The organism is Propionivibrio pelophilus DSM 12018 (assembly GCF_059569095.1).
Window position 1 is genome coordinate 55,399 of sequence record NZ_JCANUT010000009.1, and the last position, 18,092, is coordinate 73,490.

General features: G+C 63.5%; 18 protein-coding genes. 15 read left to right on the forward strand and 3 right to left on the reverse strand.

Translation table 11 applies throughout. The features are described 5' to 3' along the window. Positions 1 to 3: 3 nt before the first annotated feature. Both BO74_RS06380 and BO74_RS06385 read right to left on the reverse strand, forming a co-directional pair. Positions 4 to 924 carry a PP2C family protein-serine/threonine phosphatase gene (locus BO74_RS06380; RefSeq protein ID WP_496440905.1) on the reverse strand — a complete coding sequence of 307 codons (921 nt, stop codon included), beginning with the start codon at positions 922 to 924 and terminating at the stop codon, positions 4 to 6. Next, a complete protein-coding gene (locus tag BO74_RS06385) occupies positions 921 to 1,889 on the reverse strand; it encodes a serine/threonine protein kinase (protein WP_496440906.1) in 969 nt (322 codons plus the stop codon). Before BO74_RS06385 ends, BO74_RS06380 begins: the two co-directional genes overlap by 4 nt. Before the next feature lie 102 nt (positions 1,890 to 1,991). Here BO74_RS06385 and BO74_RS06390 point away from each other — a divergent pair, with 102 nt between their 5' ends. Both BO74_RS06390 and BO74_RS06395 read left to right on the forward strand, forming a co-directional pair. Further along, entirely contained in the window at positions 1,992 to 2,858 is an 867-nt protein-coding gene (locus BO74_RS06390) for a YicC/YloC family endoribonuclease (RefSeq protein WP_496440907.1), read from the forward strand. A gap of 92 nt (positions 2,859 to 2,950) precedes the next feature. Beyond that, on the forward strand, positions 2,951 to 3,205 hold the full coding sequence (locus tag BO74_RS06395; RefSeq protein WP_496440909.1) for a hypothetical protein: 255 nt from the start codon (positions 2,951 to 2,953) through the stop codon (positions 3,203 to 3,205). A gap of 49 nt (positions 3,206 to 3,254) precedes the next feature. Here BO74_RS06395 and BO74_RS06400 read toward each other — a convergent pair whose 3' ends face one another. Next, positions 3,255 to 4,202 (reverse strand): LysR family transcriptional regulator, encoded by a 948-nt coding sequence (locus BO74_RS06400; protein ID WP_496440911.1) that lies wholly within the window; start codon positions 4,200 to 4,202, stop codon positions 3,255 to 3,257. 123 nt (positions 4,203 to 4,325) lie between these two features. Here BO74_RS06400 and BO74_RS06405 point away from each other — a divergent pair, with 123 nt between their 5' ends. From BO74_RS06405 to BO74_RS06465, 13 genes are all read left to right on the forward strand, one after another. Next, positions 4,326 to 5,300, forward strand: a complete 975-nt coding sequence (locus tag BO74_RS06405) for an amidohydrolase family protein (protein ID WP_496440912.1) — start codon at positions 4,326 to 4,328, stop codon at positions 5,298 to 5,300. 51 nt (positions 5,301 to 5,351) lie between these two features. After that, the gene (locus BO74_RS06410; RefSeq protein WP_496440913.1) at positions 5,352 to 6,368 is read left to right on the forward strand and encodes a TRAP transporter substrate-binding protein; all 1,017 of its coding nucleotides are present in this window, start codon (positions 5,352 to 5,354) and stop codon (positions 6,366 to 6,368) included. A 104-nt stretch (positions 6,369 to 6,472) separates the two neighbouring features. Further along, a complete protein-coding gene (locus BO74_RS06415) occupies positions 6,473 to 7,459 on the forward strand; it encodes a TRAP transporter substrate-binding protein (protein WP_496440914.1) in 987 nt (328 codons plus the stop codon). Positions 7,460 to 7,480: 21 nt separating this feature from the next. After that, a complete protein-coding gene (locus BO74_RS06420; protein WP_496440915.1) occupies positions 7,481 to 8,401 on the forward strand; it encodes an amidohydrolase family protein in 921 nt (306 codons plus the stop codon). Next, positions 8,398 to 8,955 carry a TRAP transporter small permease gene (locus BO74_RS06425; RefSeq protein ID WP_496440916.1) on the forward strand — a complete coding sequence of 186 codons (558 nt, stop codon included), beginning with the start codon at positions 8,398 to 8,400 and terminating at the stop codon, positions 8,953 to 8,955. Before BO74_RS06420 ends, BO74_RS06425 begins: the two co-directional genes overlap by 4 nt. After that, complete coding sequence (locus BO74_RS06430; RefSeq protein WP_496440917.1) at positions 8,952 to 10,229, forward strand: TRAP transporter large permease; 1,278 nt, start codon at positions 8,952 to 8,954, stop codon at positions 10,227 to 10,229. Before BO74_RS06425 ends, BO74_RS06430 begins: the two co-directional genes overlap by 4 nt. 130 nt (positions 10,230 to 10,359) lie before the next feature. After that, positions 10,360 to 11,286: a LysR family transcriptional regulator gene (locus tag BO74_RS06435; RefSeq protein WP_496440919.1), complete on the forward strand. Its 927-nt coding sequence runs from the start codon at positions 10,360 to 10,362 to the stop codon at positions 11,284 to 11,286. A 78-nt stretch (positions 11,287 to 11,364) separates the two neighbouring features. Continuing rightward, positions 11,365 to 12,777, forward strand: a complete 1,413-nt coding sequence (tcuA, locus tag BO74_RS06440; protein WP_496440921.1) for an FAD-dependent tricarballylate dehydrogenase TcuA — start codon at positions 11,365 to 11,367, stop codon at positions 12,775 to 12,777. Further along, positions 12,764 to 13,885, forward strand: coding sequence for a tricarballylate utilization 4Fe-4S protein TcuB (gene tcuB / locus BO74_RS06445; protein ID WP_496440922.1), 1,122 nt, complete (start codon positions 12,764 to 12,766; stop codon positions 13,883 to 13,885). The genes tcuA and tcuB overlap by 14 nt, the downstream gene beginning before the upstream one ends. Before the next feature lie 41 nt (positions 13,886 to 13,926). Continuing rightward, positions 13,927 to 14,505 (forward strand): lipocalin family protein, encoded by a 579-nt coding sequence (locus BO74_RS06450; protein ID WP_496440924.1) that lies wholly within the window; start codon positions 13,927 to 13,929, stop codon positions 14,503 to 14,505. A 285-nt stretch (positions 14,506 to 14,790) separates the two neighbouring features. Then, positions 14,791 to 16,275 carry a sensor domain-containing diguanylate cyclase gene (locus tag BO74_RS06455; protein WP_496440926.1) on the forward strand — a complete coding sequence of 495 codons (1,485 nt, stop codon included), beginning with the start codon at positions 14,791 to 14,793 and terminating at the stop codon, positions 16,273 to 16,275. Continuing rightward, positions 16,268 to 17,146, forward strand: coding sequence for a DMT family transporter (locus BO74_RS06460; RefSeq protein WP_496440928.1), 879 nt, complete (start codon positions 16,268 to 16,270; stop codon positions 17,144 to 17,146). The genes BO74_RS06455 and BO74_RS06460 overlap by 8 nt, the downstream gene beginning before the upstream one ends. 154 nt (positions 17,147 to 17,300) lie before the next feature. Beyond that, a complete protein-coding gene (locus tag BO74_RS06465; RefSeq protein ID WP_496440929.1) occupies positions 17,301 to 18,092 on the forward strand; it encodes an ABC transporter permease in 792 nt (263 codons plus the stop codon).

Below are 18,092 nucleotides of genomic sequence, written 5' to 3' on the forward strand. Positions count from 1 at the left end.
TTCCTATTTCGAGTATTTCTGAATGGTGGATCGGATTTCGTTGATGGCGCGTTCGATCTCGTCGTCGGTGAGTTCGGTCTTGTACTTCGGATGGCGGCCGAATTCGTCGAGGCGGGTGGTGAGGGCGCCGAGCGGCATGGTCTGGGTGTGGATCGCCGTGGATTGGCCGGAGCCCGGCTGGACGTAGGTGTCTTCCCAACGAACGGCGATGACCGACAGGTTGTCGGCGTTCGGGCCGCCGCGGTCGTCGGCGAGATCCATCAGATCGGGGACGGCTTTCATAAGATTCGGCGTGGCCAGCGCGGAGCCGAGCGCGTCGTCAGGGAACAGCCCCCAGAGGCCGTCGGTGCACAGGGCGATGACATCGCCTGCCTCCAGTGGCGTCTTGCGTGAGAGTTCGATCTCCGGATCCTGCCGCCCGCCGAGACAGCTGTAGACCTTGTTGCGATCAGGGTGGTGCGCCGCCTGTGCTTCGCTGATCAGCCCTTGGTCGATCAGCAATTGCACGCGCGAGTGATCGCGGGTGCGCGTCAGCGTCGTCCCGTCGCGGAAGATGTACAGGCGCGAGTCGCCGGCGTGCGCCCAGTGGGCGATGTTGTCCTGGATGATGCAGGCGACGCAGGTGGTGCGTGGCGAGTCGTCCAGGCGATGCGTCTCGGTGAAATCCATGATCGCATGGTGCGCGTTGAGCATTGCCTGGTTGAGGAACGTGAACGGCTCTTCAATTTTCGGGTTGGCCTCGCGCTGAAAGGCTTCGGTCACCGACTGCACGGCGATCTGCGCGGCGATTTCCCCGTAGTAGTGCCCGCCCATGCCGTCGGCGATGACCGTCATCAGCGCATCGCGCGAATAGCAGTGGGCCAGTCGGTCCTCATTGTTTTTGCGCTTGCCTTGCCGCGATTCCTGGTAAATGGTGAACTTCACTTCGGTTCCGCCTTTCCTTTGAATTTTCCGACGACGTGATCGAGCCAGGTCTTTTTGCTGCTGGCGGCAGGCGCCGGCGGTTTGGGCGCGGTGACTGGCTCGGTCAGGGCCTTCTGCAGGGCGAACGCGCTCTGCGGGCGATAGAGATGATTCAGGCACAGGCACCAGTCGATGGTTTCCAGCAACTGGTCGGAGAACTGTCCCTCCCAGCGCACCATGGCCGGCACCAGCTTGTCCTTTTCATTGCGGTTGTCCGCCGCCTGCGGTGCCGAAGCGGCGAGGCAGGCATACATCGACGCTCCGACGCTGTAGATGTCGCTCCACGGGCCGAGCAATTCGCGTTGGCGGTAGTGCTCGGGTGATGCGAAGCCCGGGGTGTACATCGGCTTGAGCATGGGCGTGTCACTGGCCAGCGTCTGCCGTGCGGCACCGAAGTCGATCAGGACCGGAATGGTTTCGTTGCGCATGTAGATGTTCGACGGCTTCAGATCGAGGTGCAGCAGCTTGTTCACGTGCACCTCGCGCAGCCCGTTGAGCAGCTTGGTGAACACGTTGCGCAAGAAATTCTCGGTGATCACTGCACGGTTCTTCTGGATTATTTCCTGCAGCGTGCGCCCGTGCTCGTATTCCATCACCATGTAGACGGTATTGTTGGCGCGGAAGAAGTTGAGCACGCGGACTACGTTTGGATGCGACAGCCTGGCCAGTGCGCGCCCCTCCTCGAAGAAGCACTTCATTCCGTAGCGGAAAGCCGGCATGTGCTCGTCGCTGATGGCCGGCGTGATTTCTCCCTCGGGGCGGAGGGCCAGGCTGTTCGGCAGATATTCCTTGATGGCCACGTATTGCCCATCGCCGTTGGTCGCCAGATAGACGATCGAAAATCCTCCCAGCGAGAGTTGATGTTCAATGCGGTACTCGTCGAGTTGGAAGCCGGAAGGCAGCGCGTGGTTGGCTTGTTGCGCCATCAGTATCAAAGCTATGATGTGGGTTTTCCGGCCATTTTCGGGCTTTGGCGAAATACTGTAAAGCCGGCCGGCGTCTCCGACACCTTTCCCCGGGACTTTTCCATGATCTACAGCATGACCGGCTATGCCGCCAGGAACCTCGATCTCGAATGCGGCGTGTTGCAGATCGAGCTCAAGAGTGTCAATTCCCGTTATCTCGACATCCAGTTCCGTGTCTGCGAGGAGTTGCGCGTGGCCGAACCCGCGTTGCGCGAGATGTTCGGGGCACGGCTGGCGCGCGGCAAGCTCGAATGCCGGATGGGTTTTTCCGCGTCGTCCGCGCGCGCCCAGGCAACGACACTGAATGCCGACCTGCTGCAGCGCCTGAAGGCGTTCGAAACGCAAGTGCGTGGCGAGTTGCCCGATGCGCAACCTTTGACTGTCAGTGACGTGCTGCGCTGGCCCGGCATGTTCGGCGACGAGTCGCTCGATAGTGCGACGCTCGTTCCGGCAGCTCTGGCCCTGGCGAAAGACGCACTGGACGACTTTACCGCCAGCCGCTCGCGCGAAGGCGAAAAGCTCGCCGCCGTGATCATGGAGCGCGTGACGCGCATGCGCGCGCTGGTGCGCGAAGTCGAGCCACGCATTCCGGCGGCACAGGCCGCCTTTCAGGAAAAGCTCAAGCAGCGACTGGCCGACGCACTCGGCTCGGCCGATGACGAGCGGATCCGCCAGGAAGTTGCGGTGTTTGCCGTGCGCATCGACGTGGCCGAAGAGCTGGCCCGCCTGTCCACCCATCTCGACGAGGTCGAGCGGGTCCTGGCGGCCGGTGGCGCTTGCGGCAAACGCCTTGATTTCCTGATGCAGGAACTCAATCGTGAAGCCAATACGCTCGGCTCCAAGTCAGTCGTCGCCGAAGTCTCGCAGACGGCGATGGAGCTTAAGCTGCTGATCGAGCAGATGCGCGAGCAGATCCAGAATTTGGAATGATGAATCGGGACGCCGCTGGACGTCGAGTTTCCGCTGAATAACTCGACGATAAACAGCGATGCTGCCTGGCCGCGTTGCCGAAGGAAAACAGAATGCAGATCGCCATCGCAAAAGGGATACTGACGACAGACCACGAATCTGCCTCATTCTCCCAGCCGGCATTCATTCTTGGCGGCCTTGCCTATGGGCCGGACAGCCTGGTTCCGGATGCGACGAATGCAGGCGACATCGTGGCCAAGGCGTACTCGCAGGATATTGATGAAGGGCGACGGTTCTCCGTGGCTGAATACAACATGATTGCGCGATTTGCTGGTCTGCCCGTGGCGAATTATTGCTCGGGAGAGTGAAGGCGGTTGCCGCGACTCCCCCGCGGATTGCCTGTACGGCTCTGTGAAATCAGGCGGCGCTGTCGGTATGCATCAGGTCGAGAAAGCGCCGCATCACCGGGTTGATGTGCCGGTCGTGGAAGACGAGGCTGCCCCACGACGATAGCGTGTGGGTCAGCTTGTAGGGCAGGATGCGCAGCAGGTTGTGCCGGGCGAAGTGCTTCGCCATCGATTGCGGGATGATCGCGATCATCCGGCTACGCGCGATCAAATCCGCCGCGGTGAGGAACGAAGACGTTTCCACCAGTCCGCGCGGCAGTGCCGCATGATGGCTGCGGAATTCCTGCTCGATGATTTCGCGCAGCGGGCTCCCGCGCAGTTGCACGATCCACGGATAGTCGAGCAGTTCCGAAAACTCGAGTGAACGCCTGGCCGGCGGTTGCGCCAGCGGGTGCTCGCAGCCCGCAACAACCGAGAGCGCTTCCTCCCCGATCGGGGTAAACACGCAGTCCCGATTGGCCGGACTGGCCGGATCGGGCATGCGTCCGATGACCACGTCGAGGCGGCCGTCGCGCAGCAGTTCGATCAGTCGATCGCTGGTGTCGACGTTCAACTCGATCGATAGCAGTGGATAGTCTTCCTTGAGCTGGATCATGGACGCGCTCAGCGGTGCCGGGGCGGCGGCGGTAATGCTGCCGACACGCAGCTTTCCGGAACTGCCGAGGCGCAGTTCATCGAGTTCGCGGCTCAACACCGCCATGCTGTTGCGCATTCCGCGGAAGGTATTGAGCACTGCCTGTCCGGCAGGGTTGAGCGTCAGCCCGCGCCCGATCCGGTCGAACAGCGTTTCACCCAGCGCCTCTTCGAGCTCGTGCAGCATCTTGCTGGCCGCCGGCTGGGTCATCCCGAGGTGCTGGGCGGCAGCGTGGAGGGTGCGGAATTCGTCGATGGCCAGCAGCAGGGCGATCTGGCGCATGCGCAGGCGGTTGAGCAGCTGTTCGGTGCGGGATGATGGCATGGAGTTTGATAACCAGAGGTGATCGATATATTAAATACTTTCAGTATTCGGAAATCAATGACGTTGCTACGATCTGCCGCATACCTATAAGGGAATGGTCATCAGTGGAGGACTGCGCACGTCATGAGTTCAGCGTTGCTGCCCGATCTGGCGCAGGCCAGGGATGAATTTCTCGCGACCGGCGACGAGCGGCTGTTGCCGATCGTGGATGCCCATCATCATTTTTGGGATATGCACAACCCGCATCCCTGGCTGACCGAACTGCCCCGCATTCCGTTTCGCTACGGCGACTACGAAGCCATCTGCAAGGATTTCCTGCCCGCCGACTACGCCGCCGCCTGCGGCGATCATCGCGTCCTGCGGCACGTGGTGATGGAGGGTGAATGGGCGCCTGATGATCCGGCTGGCGAAGCGTTCTGGATGGCCGACCTGGCGCAGCGCTGCGGCAAGCCGCAGGCCATGGCCGCGCAGATCTGGCTCGATCGCGCCGACGCCGAGGAGTTGATGCAGATCTACGCCCGCCCGCCTCTGCGGGGTTTCGTGCGCAGTGTGCGACACAAGCCGAACTGCACGACACGCGAGAATTGTCGCGACGACTGGTCTGCGCCGGGGTCGATGCGCTGCCCGCGCTGGCGTGAAGGCTATGCCAGGCTCGCAGCCTACGGCCTGATGTTTGAACTGCAGGCGCCGTGGTGGCACATGTACGAGGCGGTCGAACTGGCCCGCGATTTCCCTGAGACGCGGATCATCGTCAATCATGCCGGGCTGCCCGGCACCCGCGACGAGGAAACGCTGCGGGCCTGGCGCACGGCGATGGCCCCGCTCGCCCCCTGTCCGAACGTGATGATGAAGATCTCCGGCATCGGCGTGTGTGGTGAACCGTGGACCGTCGAGCAGCAGGCGCCGGTGGTGAACGCGCTGATCGAGGACTTCGGCGTCGAGCGCTGCCTGTTCGCCAGCAATCATCCGGTTGATGCGATCGTCGTCACGCTGAATGACCTCTGGAGCGGCTTCAAGACGCTGACCCGGAGCCTGGTTCCCGAGCAACGCCTGGCGTTGTTCTGCGATAACGCAACCGTGCTGTACGGGTTGCGCTGATTCATGCTGTACGTTGTAACCAACCACGCCAAAACTCATCAGGAGGTTCGCATGAAAGCACTGAAGGCAATGACCCTGCGCAGCTCGCTGGCCATCGTGGCCGCCGCCCTGTGCCTCGGTACGACCGCTGCCGTCGCCCAGGAGATCAAGGCCAAGTTCGGCACCTCGCTGCCGGACAGCCATCCGCAGACCCTCGGTGCGCGCAAGTTCGCCGAGATCGTCGATCAGAAGAGCAAGGGACGGATCAAGATCACCGTCTATTCCGGCGCGCAACTGGGCAGCGACCAGCAGATGCAGGCGGCGCTGCGCGGCGGCACGCAGGAATTTACCGCCCCGTCCACGGCGACGCTGGCCAACCTCGTGAAGGAATTCGGCGTGTTCGGCCTGCCCTTCTCGTTCGCCAGCGAGAAGCAGGCCTATGCGGTGTTCGACGGGCCGTTCGGGCAGAGCATCCTCGCCAAGCTGACCGACAAGGGCCTGGTCGGTCTCGGGTACTGGGAGAACGGTTTCCGTCACTTCACCAACAGCAAGCATCCCATCGTCAAGGCCGAGGATATGGCCGGGATCAAGGTGCGCACGATGCAGAACAACCTGTACATCGACCTGTTCTCGGGACTGGGGGCCAATGCCATCCCGATGCCGGTCAACGAACTGTTCACCGCGCTGGAGACGAAGGCCGTCGATGCCCAGGAGAATCCCTACACCGTGGTGCAGGCACAGAAGTTCTACGACGTGCAGAAATACCTCTCGACGACCGGGCACGCCTATGACGCACAGGTGCTGATCGCCTCCAAGAAGTTCTGGGACAAGCTGAGTGATGCCGACAAGAAGCTGATGAAGGATGCGGCACACGAGGCTACGGAGTACCAGCGCCAGGCCAGCCGCGACCTCAACGCCAAGGCGCGCGGAGAACTGATCAAGGCCGGCATGGAGATCAACGACGTCTCGGACGCCGAACGCCAGCGCATGCGCGAGAAGCTGCAACCGGTGATCGCCAAGCATCAGGCGGCGGTGGGCGAGGACACGGCCAAGGCCTTCTTCGAGGCGATCGCCAAGGCACCGAAGTAATTTGTAGCCAAATCAGGGAGAGCGGGCGTCGGAGCGTCGGCGTCCGGTCATCCTGAACAAGCGTTCCGCAGAGAGCGCCATTTTCCACCTAGAGAGGGTTCAACATGAAAATCAAGTTTGCAGGAACCGTTGCCGCCGTTCTGTTCGGTCTTTCCGTCGGCGCCGCCTGGGCGCAATCCGCGCCGGTCAAGCTCCGCTTTGGCCACGCCCACCCGGTGACTGACTCGCAGCATATTGCCGCGCTTGAGTTTGCCAAGAACGTGAAGGCACGGACGAACGGGGGTGTTGATATCCAGATCTTCCCGAACAACCAGCTCGGCAACGACAACACCATGATCTCCGGCGTGCGCGGCGGAACGATCGACATCGAGATGTCCGGCAACCCGTATTTCACCGGCATCGTCTCCAAGCTGCTCGTCCTCGACCTGCCCTACCTGTTCGACAGCCCGGCGCACGTGGCGAAGGTGGTGGATGGTCCGCTCGGCCGTTCGCTGCTCGACGAACTGGGAGCCTTCCGGATGAAGGGGCTGGCCTTCTGGGAAGTCGGTTACCGCAGCCTGGCCAACAGCAAGCGGCCGGTTAACAAGGCCGAGGACATCAAGGGCCTGAAGCTGCGTACCACACCGAACCCGCTGCACATCAAGGCCTTCCAGTTGCTCGGCGCCGCCGCGCAGCCGATGCCGTTCTCGGAAGTGTTCTCGGCGCTGGAAACGAAAGCCATCGACGGTCACGAAAATCCGCCGAGCGTGATGCTCTCGACCAAGATGCATGAGGTGCAGAAGTATCTCTCGCTGACCAAGCATGCCTATACCGCGCTGATCGTGGTGATGAACAAGGGCAAGTTCGATGGGCTCAAGCCCGAGGTCCAGAAGATCCTGCTGGAAGAAGCGGTCAAGGCCGGATCTTTCCAGCGCGATCTCAACGCCAAGGGCGAAGACGCGGCGCTGGCCGAATTACGCAAGCACGGCATGCAGATCGTCGAGAACCCCGACATCGAGAGCATCAAGACGGTCGTGAAGGATGACGTACGCAAGATGTTCGTCGAGAAGAACGGCGACGAACTGCTCAAGGCCGTCGACGCCCTGCGCTGATCGCCATTCCAGGAGAACGCCATGACTGCATTGCCCAAGGCGATCGTCGATTCGCACCACCATCTGTGGGACCTGCGGCAGATCCGCTACCCCTGGCTGGGCGAGGAATACGACGCCACGAAGTTCATCCTCGGCGAGTACTACCTGCTCTGCCGGGACTACCTGCCGCAGGATTTCCGCGAATCGTGGAGCGGCATGCCGGTGGTCGCCAGCGTGCATATCGAGGCCGAGGGCGATCGCAGTCAGGCGCTGGCGGAAACGCGGTGGGTGCATGAACAGGCCGCGCAAAGCGGCCTGCCCAATGCCGTCGTGGCACACGTCGACCTGCTCGCACCGGATGCCGATGAACGTCTGGCCGAGCATGCGGCGTACCCGCTGACCCGCTCGATCCGCTTCAAGCCGGTGACCTCGCGCCGGCCGCAGGACAGTGTCGCCGACCAGCCGGGTTCCTTGCACGACCCGCGCTGGCCGGCGGCGCTGGAACGTCTCGCAAAGCACGGCCTGGCCTGGGATCTGCGCGTTCCGTTCTGGCATCTGGAGGAGGCTGCGGCGGTCCTGCGCGACTTCCCCGGGTTGCCGGTCGTGCTGCAGCATACCGGCCTGCCCTGGGATCGCAGCGAAGCCGGGATCGCCGCCTGGCGCCGCGGCATGGAAGCACTCGCCGCGCGGCCCAACGTGCATGTCCGTCTCTCGGAACTTGGCCTGCGCGACCGGCCGTGGCGGCTGGAGGACAATCTGCCCGTGGTACGCGATGCCGTCGCCATCTTCGGCTGGCAGCGCGCCATGTTCGGCAGCAACTTCCCGGTCGCCGGGCTGCGCATCAGCTATCCGGCGCTGGTGCGGGCAATGGCCGAGGCGCTGGCGCATCTCGACGAGCGCGCACAGCAGGCGATCTGGTGTGACAATGCCCGCGCTTTCTACCGGATGGAGCCGATGCAATGACAATGAAGCTTTTGGGGAAACTGATCAAAGTCGTCGAAAACGTCCTGATCGTGATGTTCGCGATCATGGCCGTGCTGGTCTTCGGCAACGTGGTGCTGCGTTACGGATTCAACTCCGGGATCGTCTTTTCGGAGGAAGTCTCGCGCTTCCTGTTCATGTGGCTGACCCTGATCGGCGCGCTGATCGTCCTGCGCGAACACGGTCACCTCGGTGTGACCAGCTTCGTCGAGAAACTCGGCGAGCGCGGGCAGCGCGTCTGCCGTTTCCTGTCCGACGGGCTGACCTTCACCTGCTGCGTACTGTTGGTGGATGGCACCTGGAAGCAGGTGATCATCGGCATGGACGACCTCGCGCCGGTGACGGGCATCCCGATGGGCTACATCCAGTCGTCCCTGCTTTTCTCGGGCGTTGGCATGGTCCTGGTGCTCGGCCACTCGCTGTGGCGCCAAGTGACCGGGCGCATGCCCCGCGAGGAGCTTTTCCCGCACGCCCAGTCACTGCCTGAAGAGCAGAAAGAACAGAAAGAATCGAACGATAGCGGAGACAACGCATGACCATCCTGACGTTTATCGGTGTCCTTCTGGTGGTCATCGCCCTGGGTACGCCGATCGCCTTTTCCCTGCTCATCTGCGGTGTCGCGTTGATGATCCAGATGGACAACTTCGACACCCAGATCATCGCCCAGAACCTGATGGAGGGCGCCAACAACTTCCCGCTGATGGCGGTGCCCTTCTTCATGCTCGCCGGCGAGCTGATGAACGCCGGCGGCATGTCGCAACGCATCGTCGGCATCGCCCAGGCGCTGGTCGGGCAGGTGCGTGGCGGCCTTGGCTACGTCGCCATCCTCGCGGCGACCATCGTCGCCAGCATCTCCGGTTCGGCGGTAGCTGACTCGGCGGCCGTCGCCGCGCTGCTGATCCCGATGATGCGTGAATCCGGCTACAACGTGCCGCGCTCGGCCGGCCTGATTGCGTCGGCCGGGATCATCGCCCCGATCATCCCGCCGTCGATTCCCTTCGTCGTCTTCGGCGTCACGACGCAGCTGTCGATCACCAAGCTGTTCCTCGCCGGCATCGTCCCCGGCCTGCTCTGGGCCACGACGCTCTCCGCAACCTGGTGGTTCGTCGCCAGGAAGGAGCCGACCGGTTCGCAGCACAAGTTCGATGCGAAGAATGCGCTCAAGGCGTTGCGTGAGGGCATCTGGGCGCTGATCCTGCCGGTAGTGATCATCGGCGGCATGAAGATCGGCGTGTTCACCGCCACAGAAGCGGCGGTCGTCGCGGTGTTCTACGCGCTGGTCGTCGGCCTGTTCATCTACGGCGAACTGCGCTTCCGGGAACTGCCGGCAATCCTGCTTTCGGCACTGAAGACCTCCAGCACGATCATGTTCCTCGTCGCCTGCGCGATGGTCTCGGCCTGGCTGATCACCATCGCCGACATTCCGACGCAGACGGTGGCCCTGCTGCAGCCGTTCATGGACAGCCCGACCCTGCTCCTCCTCGTCATCATGGTGCTGGTGCTGATCATCGGCACCTCGCTCGACCTGATGCCGTCGATCCTGATCCTTGGCCCGATCCTCGTGCCGGTGGTCAAGCAGGCCGGCATCGACCCGGTCTACTTCGGCGTGCTGTTCGTGATGAACGTCTCGCTCGGGCTGCTCACCCCGCCGGTCGGCACGGTGCTGAACGTGGTCGGCGGCGTCTCCAAGGCCGGGATGGCCAACGTGATCCGCGGCGTCTGGCCGTTCTTCTTCGCCGAGGCAGGCCTGCTGTTCCTGCTGGTGCTCTTCCCGCAACTGGTGCTGGTGCCGATGAAGTGGTTTCTGTGAGTGAAGCGTGGTTGCCTCGCGGCAGCCTTGGCCGGCGACTGTAAGCCTTCTCCAGTCGCCGGCCTGTTTTTTTGTGTCGCTTCGGCGGGGTATGATCCGACCTGGAAAAGATGCCCCGAGACTCTGGAAGATGGAACTGCGCCAACTGCATTATTTCGTCCGCGTCGTGGAACTCGGCAGCATGGGCCGCGCGGCGCAGCAGCTTGGCGTCGGCACCTCGGCATTGAGCCAACAGATCAGTCGGCTGGAGAGCGAACTGGCGACGCGCCTCCTGCAGCGCACTTCCACCGGCGTGGTGCCGACTGAAGCCGGGCTGGCCTTCTGGCCGCAAGCACAGCTGGCCATCCGCCATGCCGAGGCGGCGAAAACCGCGGCACGGCACGCGCGTCTGTCCGGGCTGGTCAGCGTGGGCTTGGCGCCGAGCACCGGGGCCGTGCTCGGCTTGCCCTTCCTGTTGGCCATGCGCGAGCGTTATCCGGACATCGGTGTGCGCCTCGTTGAAACCCTTTCCGGCAACCTGGCGTCGATGATCGGGATGCGCCAGCTCGACCTGGCGGTGCTCTTCCAGGCAGAACGCGCACAGCGCTGGAGCCTGATGCCGCTGTTGGAGGAACGGCTCTTCGTCATCGCACGGCGGGATGTTCTTTCCCTTCCCGAACAGGGGTCATTGAGTTTCGGGCAGATTGCCGCTCTGCCTCTGATCCTGCCCAGCGACCAGCACGGGTTGCGCGCGCTGATCGAGGCGGCGGTGGCGCGTGCCGGCGTCGTGCTGAATGTCGCTCTGGAAATCGACGGGCTGGCGATGCTCATGGACGCCGTACGCGCCGGCCTGGGCGCCACGATCCAGCCGGGCGCTGCCACGGCGCGGCTCGACGATCCGGGGCTGGCGGCGCTGGAATTAGCCAATGCGCAAGCACACCGGCCGAATCTGCTGGTCAGCCTGTCCGACGACGAACTGTCGCCTGCCGGTCTGGCGGCTCGCGTCGTACTCGCCGACGTTGCCCGAACGCTGGTGATCAGCGGGAAATGGCCGGGCGCGACGCTTTACAAAGCGTAAACACCTCTTCCCGAACCCCCTCTGGCGGCAGGGTCGGGAGCGCCCTAAAGTCATCGTCATTCGATGGAGCTTTTGACGATGCACGATGTTCTGGTGATCGGCGGCGGGAATGCTGCCCTGTGTGCCGCCCTGTCCGCGCGCGAGGCAGGTGCGTCCGTGTTGCTGCTGGAATCGTCCCCGCGCGAATGGCGCGGCGGCAACTCGCAGCACACGCGCAACCTGCGCTGCATGCACGACGCGCCGCAGGATGTGCTGGTCGACGCCTATCCGGAAGACGAATACTGGCGCGACCTGCTCGGCGTGACTGGCGGGCTGACCGACGAGACGCTGGCCCGACTGGTCATCCGCAGCACCGCCTCCTGCCGTGACTGGATGCGCCGCCACGGCGTGCATTTCCAGCCCTCGCTCTCCGGTGCGCTGCATACCGCGCGCACCAACGCATTTTTCATGGGCGGCGGCAAGGCGCTGGTCAATGCCTATTACCGGAGTGCGGCCCGCCTCGGCGTCGACATCCGCTATGACGCGCCGGTCGACGCGCTGGAGTTGCGCGATGGCGAATTCGTTGCCGCACGCATCGGCAGTGAGCGGATCGCCGCGCGTTCCTGCGTCGTTGCCGCCGGCGGCTTCGAATCCGACCGCGCGTGGTTGCGCGAGGCCTGGGGACAGAACGAACACGGCGAATGGCCGGCCGACAATTTCCTGATCCGCGGCACGCGCTTCAACCGCGGTGTATTGCTCAAGCACCTGATCAAGTCCGGCGCAGACGCCATTGGCGACCCGTCGCAATCGCATTGCGTGGCCATCGACGCACGCGCGCCGCTCTACGACGGCGGCATCTGTACCCGCGTCGACTGCGTATCGCTGGGCATCATGCTCAATAGCAATGCCGAGCGCTTCTATGACGAAGGCGAGGATTTCTGGCCCAAGCGCTACGCCATCTGGGGTCGGCTGGTCGCCCGCCAGCCGGGGCAGATCGGCTACGCGATCATCGACTCTAAAGCCATCGGCCGCTTCATGCCGCCGGTTTTCCCCGGCGTCCGGGCCGAAACGCTCGACGATCTGGCGCGGAAACTGGGACTGGACGAAGCGCGCTTCATGCGCACCGTAACCGACTACAACGCCGCCTGCCGTGTCGGCCGCTTCGATCATACGAGGCTCGACGACTGCCACACGGAAGGACTCACGCCGGCCAAGACGCACTGGGCGCTGCCGCTCGATACGCCACCCTACTACGGCTATGCCCTGCGTCCGGGCATCACCTTCACTTACCTCGGCCTGAAAGTTAACGAGCACGCCGCGGTGCATTTCGCCGGCAAGCCAAGCACCAATCTCTTCGTCGCTGGCGAAATGATGGCCGGTAACGTGCTCGGAAAAGGCTATCTGGCCGGCATTGGCATGTCCATCGGCACCACCTTCGGACGCATTGCCGGCACACAGGCCGCGCGCGCCGTCCGGGAAACAAACACAAGGGTACGTCATGCAAGCGAGTGAACAGCGGAGCGTGTCCGACAACGCGGAGGCCGAAGTCGCGCGCGTCATGCAGATCTGCAACGCCTGCCGCTACTGCGAAGGGTTCTGCGCCGTCTTCCCGGCCATGACCCGGCGCATCGAGTTCGCCAAGGCCGACGCGCATTACCTGGCCAACCTCTGCCATAACTGTGGCTCCTGTCTGCATGCCTGCCAGTACGCGCCGCCGCACGAGTTCGTGGTCAACGTGCCGCAGGCGATGGCCCGGCTGCGCGGGAAAACCTATACCGACTATGCCTGGCCCTCTTGCATGGGCGCGGTGTACCGCCATGCTGGCTGGTCCTTGGTGCTGGCGCTGCTGGCGAGCCTGGTGCTGTTCTTCTTCGTGCCTGCCGGCAACCTGTTCGAGCGTGTCGATGCACCGGGCAACTTCTTCGCCTTGTTTCCGCATGGCACGCTGGTGTGGCTGTTCGGCGTCGTGTTCGCATTGGCCGCGTTGGCGCTTGGCGTGGGGGTCGGCCGGTTCTGGCGCGATGTCGCGCCAGGCGCGCCGAATGCCGCGGCAGCGACCGAAACGACGCACGCCATCCTGACGCTCAAATATCTCGACGGCGGCCATGGCGAAGGCTGCAACAACGAGGACGATGCCTTCTCGCTGTGGCGGCGGGACTTCCACCATCTCACCTTCTACGGTTTCCTGCTCTGTTTCGCGGCCACATTGGCCGCCACGCTCTATCACTATGTTCTCGGCATCCACGCGCCGTATGCCCTGACCAGCCTGCCGGTCCTGCTTGGCACGATGGGCGGGATTGGCCTGGTGATCGGCCCGGCCGGCCTGCTGTGGTGCAACCTGCGCCGCCATCCGCTCCACGGTGACCCGGCACAGCGCCCACTCGATCGCGGGTTTATGGTTCTGTTGCTGCTGACCAGCGCCAGCGGCCTGGCCCTGCTGGCCTGGCGCGATACGGCGGCGATGGGCGTATTGCTGGTCGTGCATCTCGGCGCGGTGATGGCCTTCTTCCTGACGCTCCCGTACGGCAAGTTCGCCCACGGGATCTATCGATCGGCGGCACTTCTCAAATGGGCGATTGAAAAGCGACAACCGTGTCGGTTGAAACTGGGCGGCGATTAGGCGGTCCATTGTTCTCCAGACATTTCCGGGGAACACACTTCATGCGCTTCCTTCTCGCGCCCATCATTTCCTGTCTAGTCGCCTTCAGCGCGCAAGCCGCCGGCAATCCGCCCCAAACGCCCGTTCCGCCGCTGGTCACCGTACCCTCGCTGGACGTGGAGCGCTACATGGGTACCTGGTACGAGATTGCCAAGTACCCGAATCGTTTCCAGAAACAATGCGTGGCCGACACGCGCGCCGAGTATTCGCTGATGCCGGATGGCCGGGTGCAGGTCATCAACCGCTGCCGTCTGGAAAACGGCGAGTTCGAAGCGGCCAACGGGGTTGCCAGGCTCGTGGGCGGAGCAAACTCGCCGACGCTGGAAGTGCGCTTCGCCCCGGCCTGGCTGTCCTTCATTCCGGCGGTGTGGGGCGATTACTGGGTCGTCGACATCGATGACGCCTACCGGCTGGTCGCGATCAGCGAGCCGAAACGCGACTACCTGTGGGTGCTCTCGCGGACACCCACGGTCGACGCGGCGCGCTATGCGGCCCTGCTCGGCCGCCTGGGCGCGATGGGATTCGATCTCGACCGACTCGAAATCACTCCACAAGGCAACGGGCTCGCGCCCGTGCGCTGAACGGATAGGCAAGGAGATGCAATTGGCATGCAACCATTACAGAGCGTCACAAAACAAGGCAACAAGGCGCACAGACAGCGCGACAGCTAAAACGTACACTCCAAACCGTTGCTTCAGCGTCCCCCGCTGACAATGTTTGACCCTCCCTGACCCATCGCAACGATGGGACTTTCAATCCCGAGCCACACCGGCTCGGGATTTTTTTTGCTTCATTGTGCGTACCGAAGAGCGCGGAGCCGTGGTTGCATCCGCTAGAATGGGGTGGCTCATTCTCATCGGAACCGTATGGCTTTCCAGGAAACACTTCGGGAGAATCGCCGGGCGGCTCGCAACGTCGTCCTCCTCACCGCGCTGTTTTTGTCCAGCCTGTGGGGATTCTTCGCCTATTGGGCGATCTACCACCGTCAGGAAGCGGTTTCCACGTCCGAGGCGGGCTTGCTCCAGTTGAACCATGCCGTCGAGCAATATGTGCAACACATGGTCAACACGGCGGAGATTTTCCAGGCGACCGCCGAACGCTGGCTGGAAGAGAACGCAACCACCGATCCTTGTGACGATCCGGGATTTCACGCGCTGATCGGAGATTTTCGCCAGCGCACCGGCAGCCTGATCGACGTCCGCCTGATTACCTCGAACGGCGGCTTGTTCTATTTTCCCTGCCGGTCGAATCAGCCGCTCGACAACGTCGCCGACCGCGAGTACTTCCGAGCGGTAATCAACGCACCGCCCGGCCGCCGTCATATCGGCACCCCGGTCATCAGTCGCGTCTCGGGACAATGGCGCTTGCCGATCACGGTGCGCATGCGGAAGCCGCACTACGGCCTGGAGGTAATCAATGCCTCGATCAATCTGAGCGTGCTGGGTGCCGCCTTCGAGGCTGAACGGCCCAAACCGGATGGCTCGATCTCCTTCTGGCGCGATGACGGGACATTGCTGGCACGCGCCCCGCAAACCGAACATCTGGTCGGCAAACCCGTAGTGGCCAACTACGTCCCTTGGGAAACCATGCTGTCGGAGCGATCCGGAGTGATTCAGGTCAACAGATCGCCGGTGGACGACACCAATCGCTTCATCAGCTTCAAGCGCTTCGATCGTTATCCGCTTGTCGTGACGGTGACATCGACGGTCGAAAGTACGCTGGCCACATGGCGCTGGCAGGTGCTCATCGGTGCATTGGCCTTGCTGGTAGTCACTCTCTGGGGCGGGGCGTTCACGTTAAAACTCGTCAGGGCCTTGCGGAAAATCGAGGCAAATACGGAGGAACTGCAATTGCTGGCGACACAGGACGCGGCCACCGGGCTGTTCAATCGCCGCTACCTCATGGAGACCGGCCAGCATGAGCTCGCGCGCATGCGCCGCTACGGCAGTCCGCTGGCGCTGATGATGCTCGATGTCGATCATTTCAAACGGGTGAACGATACCTGGGGACACCCCGTCGGCGACCGGGTGTTGCAGGGGGTAGCGCAGGTGATGAAGGCGATGGTGCGCGACCAGGATACGGCGGGGCGGCTGGGCGGCGAGGAATTCGCCGTGGTCCTGCCGGAAACCGACCGGGCCGGCGTGCTGATCATCGCCGAGCGGATGCGCGCCGCGGTTGAAGCCGATCCGCTGGCCATGACCGACGATGGTGCGCTGATCCGGGTCACGGTAAGCATCGGCGTGACCGAGGTGCGTCCCGAAAACGATTCCTTCGAAGAGGCGCTGATGCGCGCCGATCAGGCGCTCTACAAGGCCAAGGACGGCGGAAGAAACCGGGTGATCGATGGCTAGCGACCGTCTTCCCCGCCAGGGTCTGATCCTGCTGGCGGCTCTTTCCTTGTTCTGGGGCGCCAACTGGCCGGTCATGAAGATGGTGCTCAGCGAGGTGCCGCCGCTCTATTTCCGTTCCTGCTGCCTGCTGCTCGGCGGCGTGGGAATGCTGGCCCTGGCGCGCCTGAGCGGCATACCGATCAAGGTGCCGTCCGGCCAGTGGGGGCGGGTGCTGTGGCTGGCGGCGTTCAACATTTCCGGCTGGAACGCGCTGGTGATCATCGGTGTGTCCCTGCTGCCTTCCGGTCGCGCTGCGTTGCTAGGCTACACGATGCCGCTGTGGTCGATGCTGCTGTCGGTGGTGCTGCTTGGCGACCGCTTGAGCGGGCGCACGGTGCTCGGCCTGCTGCTCGGCCTGGCCGGGATCGTGGTGCTGATGGGCGGCAGTGTCGAGGGCATGCTGCGTGCGCCGGTCGGCGTGGCCTGCATGATTCTCGGCGCGTGGAGCTGGGCGACCGGCGTCGTGCTGCTAAAGCGCCTGGCGGTGAGCATGCCGACGTCGGCGTTGACCGGGTGGATGATGCTCGCCGGCAGCCTGCCACTGTTGGGTGTGGCCATTCCCTTGGAAACCTCGCGACTCGTCGTGCCCAGCATCGGTCCGATCCTGGGCATGCTCTACAACATCATCGTCGCCTTCATGTTCTGCTACTGGGCGTGGAACCGCATCGTGCAGATGGTTCCCGTCGCCGTCTCGTCGGTATCCTCGCTGTCGACGCCGCTGATCGGCGTTCTCGGCGGCGTGATTTTCCTCGGCGAGCCGCTCGGCTGGCAGGAGATCGTCGCCTCGCTGCTGATCCTCGGTGCCGTGGGCTCGGTGTCGCTGCGACGCTGAGCCGGTAACAAAACCGTCACGCCGGCTGGCTACGATCATTTCGCCTGACGAGGGCGGGGCGGTGAAATCCGTCTCGAGTTGTCGCAATGTCGCAATGTCGACTTCCCCTGCCTATACTTTTCTTCATGCAACCGCCTTTCCTCGAGGAGCGCGCATGCTGTCTCGCTGGGTTACCGTTGCCTATCTCGCCTATCTGGCGCTGCCGATAGCGCTGCTGTTCACCGGCTCGTTCGGTGACCTGTGGCTGAACACGTTGCTGCCGACGGGCTTCACCTTCCGCTGGTATCAGGAGGTGGCCGCCGATCCGAGTTTCCGCCGGGCCTTCTCGGCCAGCCTCTCGGTGGCGCTGGCGACGTCGGCTGCCTGCCTGGCGATCGGCCTGCCGCTGGCCTATGCCGTCTATCGCACCCCGAATCCGAAAGTCCGCGCCGCCGCGCGCGTGCTGTACCAGTTGCCGGTCGCCTTGCCGCCGCTGGTCCTCGCCTTCGGCTTCATCCTGGTGTTTTCCTCGGACACGCTGCCCTGGCTCGGCAGCATCTGGTTGCTGATCGCCGGGCACATCGTCCTGTGCCTGCCGTATTTCCTGCAGACCGTCGTCGCCGACATGCAGCGGCTCGGCCTGCGCGCGCTGGAAGACGCCGCCGAGTCGCTCGGCAGTTCGGCACCGCAGCGTTTCCTGCACATCGTCGTGCCGGCGCTGCGCCACTCGATGCTGTCCGGCCTGATCGTCGTCACTGCTCTGTCGATCGGCGAATTCCAGTTCTCGAACCTGGTGTCGGGCTTCCTCAACCGCACCTACCCGGTGGTGCTGCTGCAGGCGTTCTATGGCGCCACGGGGTTCGCCTGCGCCGCGACGGTGATCCTGCTGTTGCTGGCGCTGGTCGCCTCGTTCAGTGCCGCGTATTCGGCGCGCGGCGCGGCGCGCACGTCGATGGCGGGGGGCTGA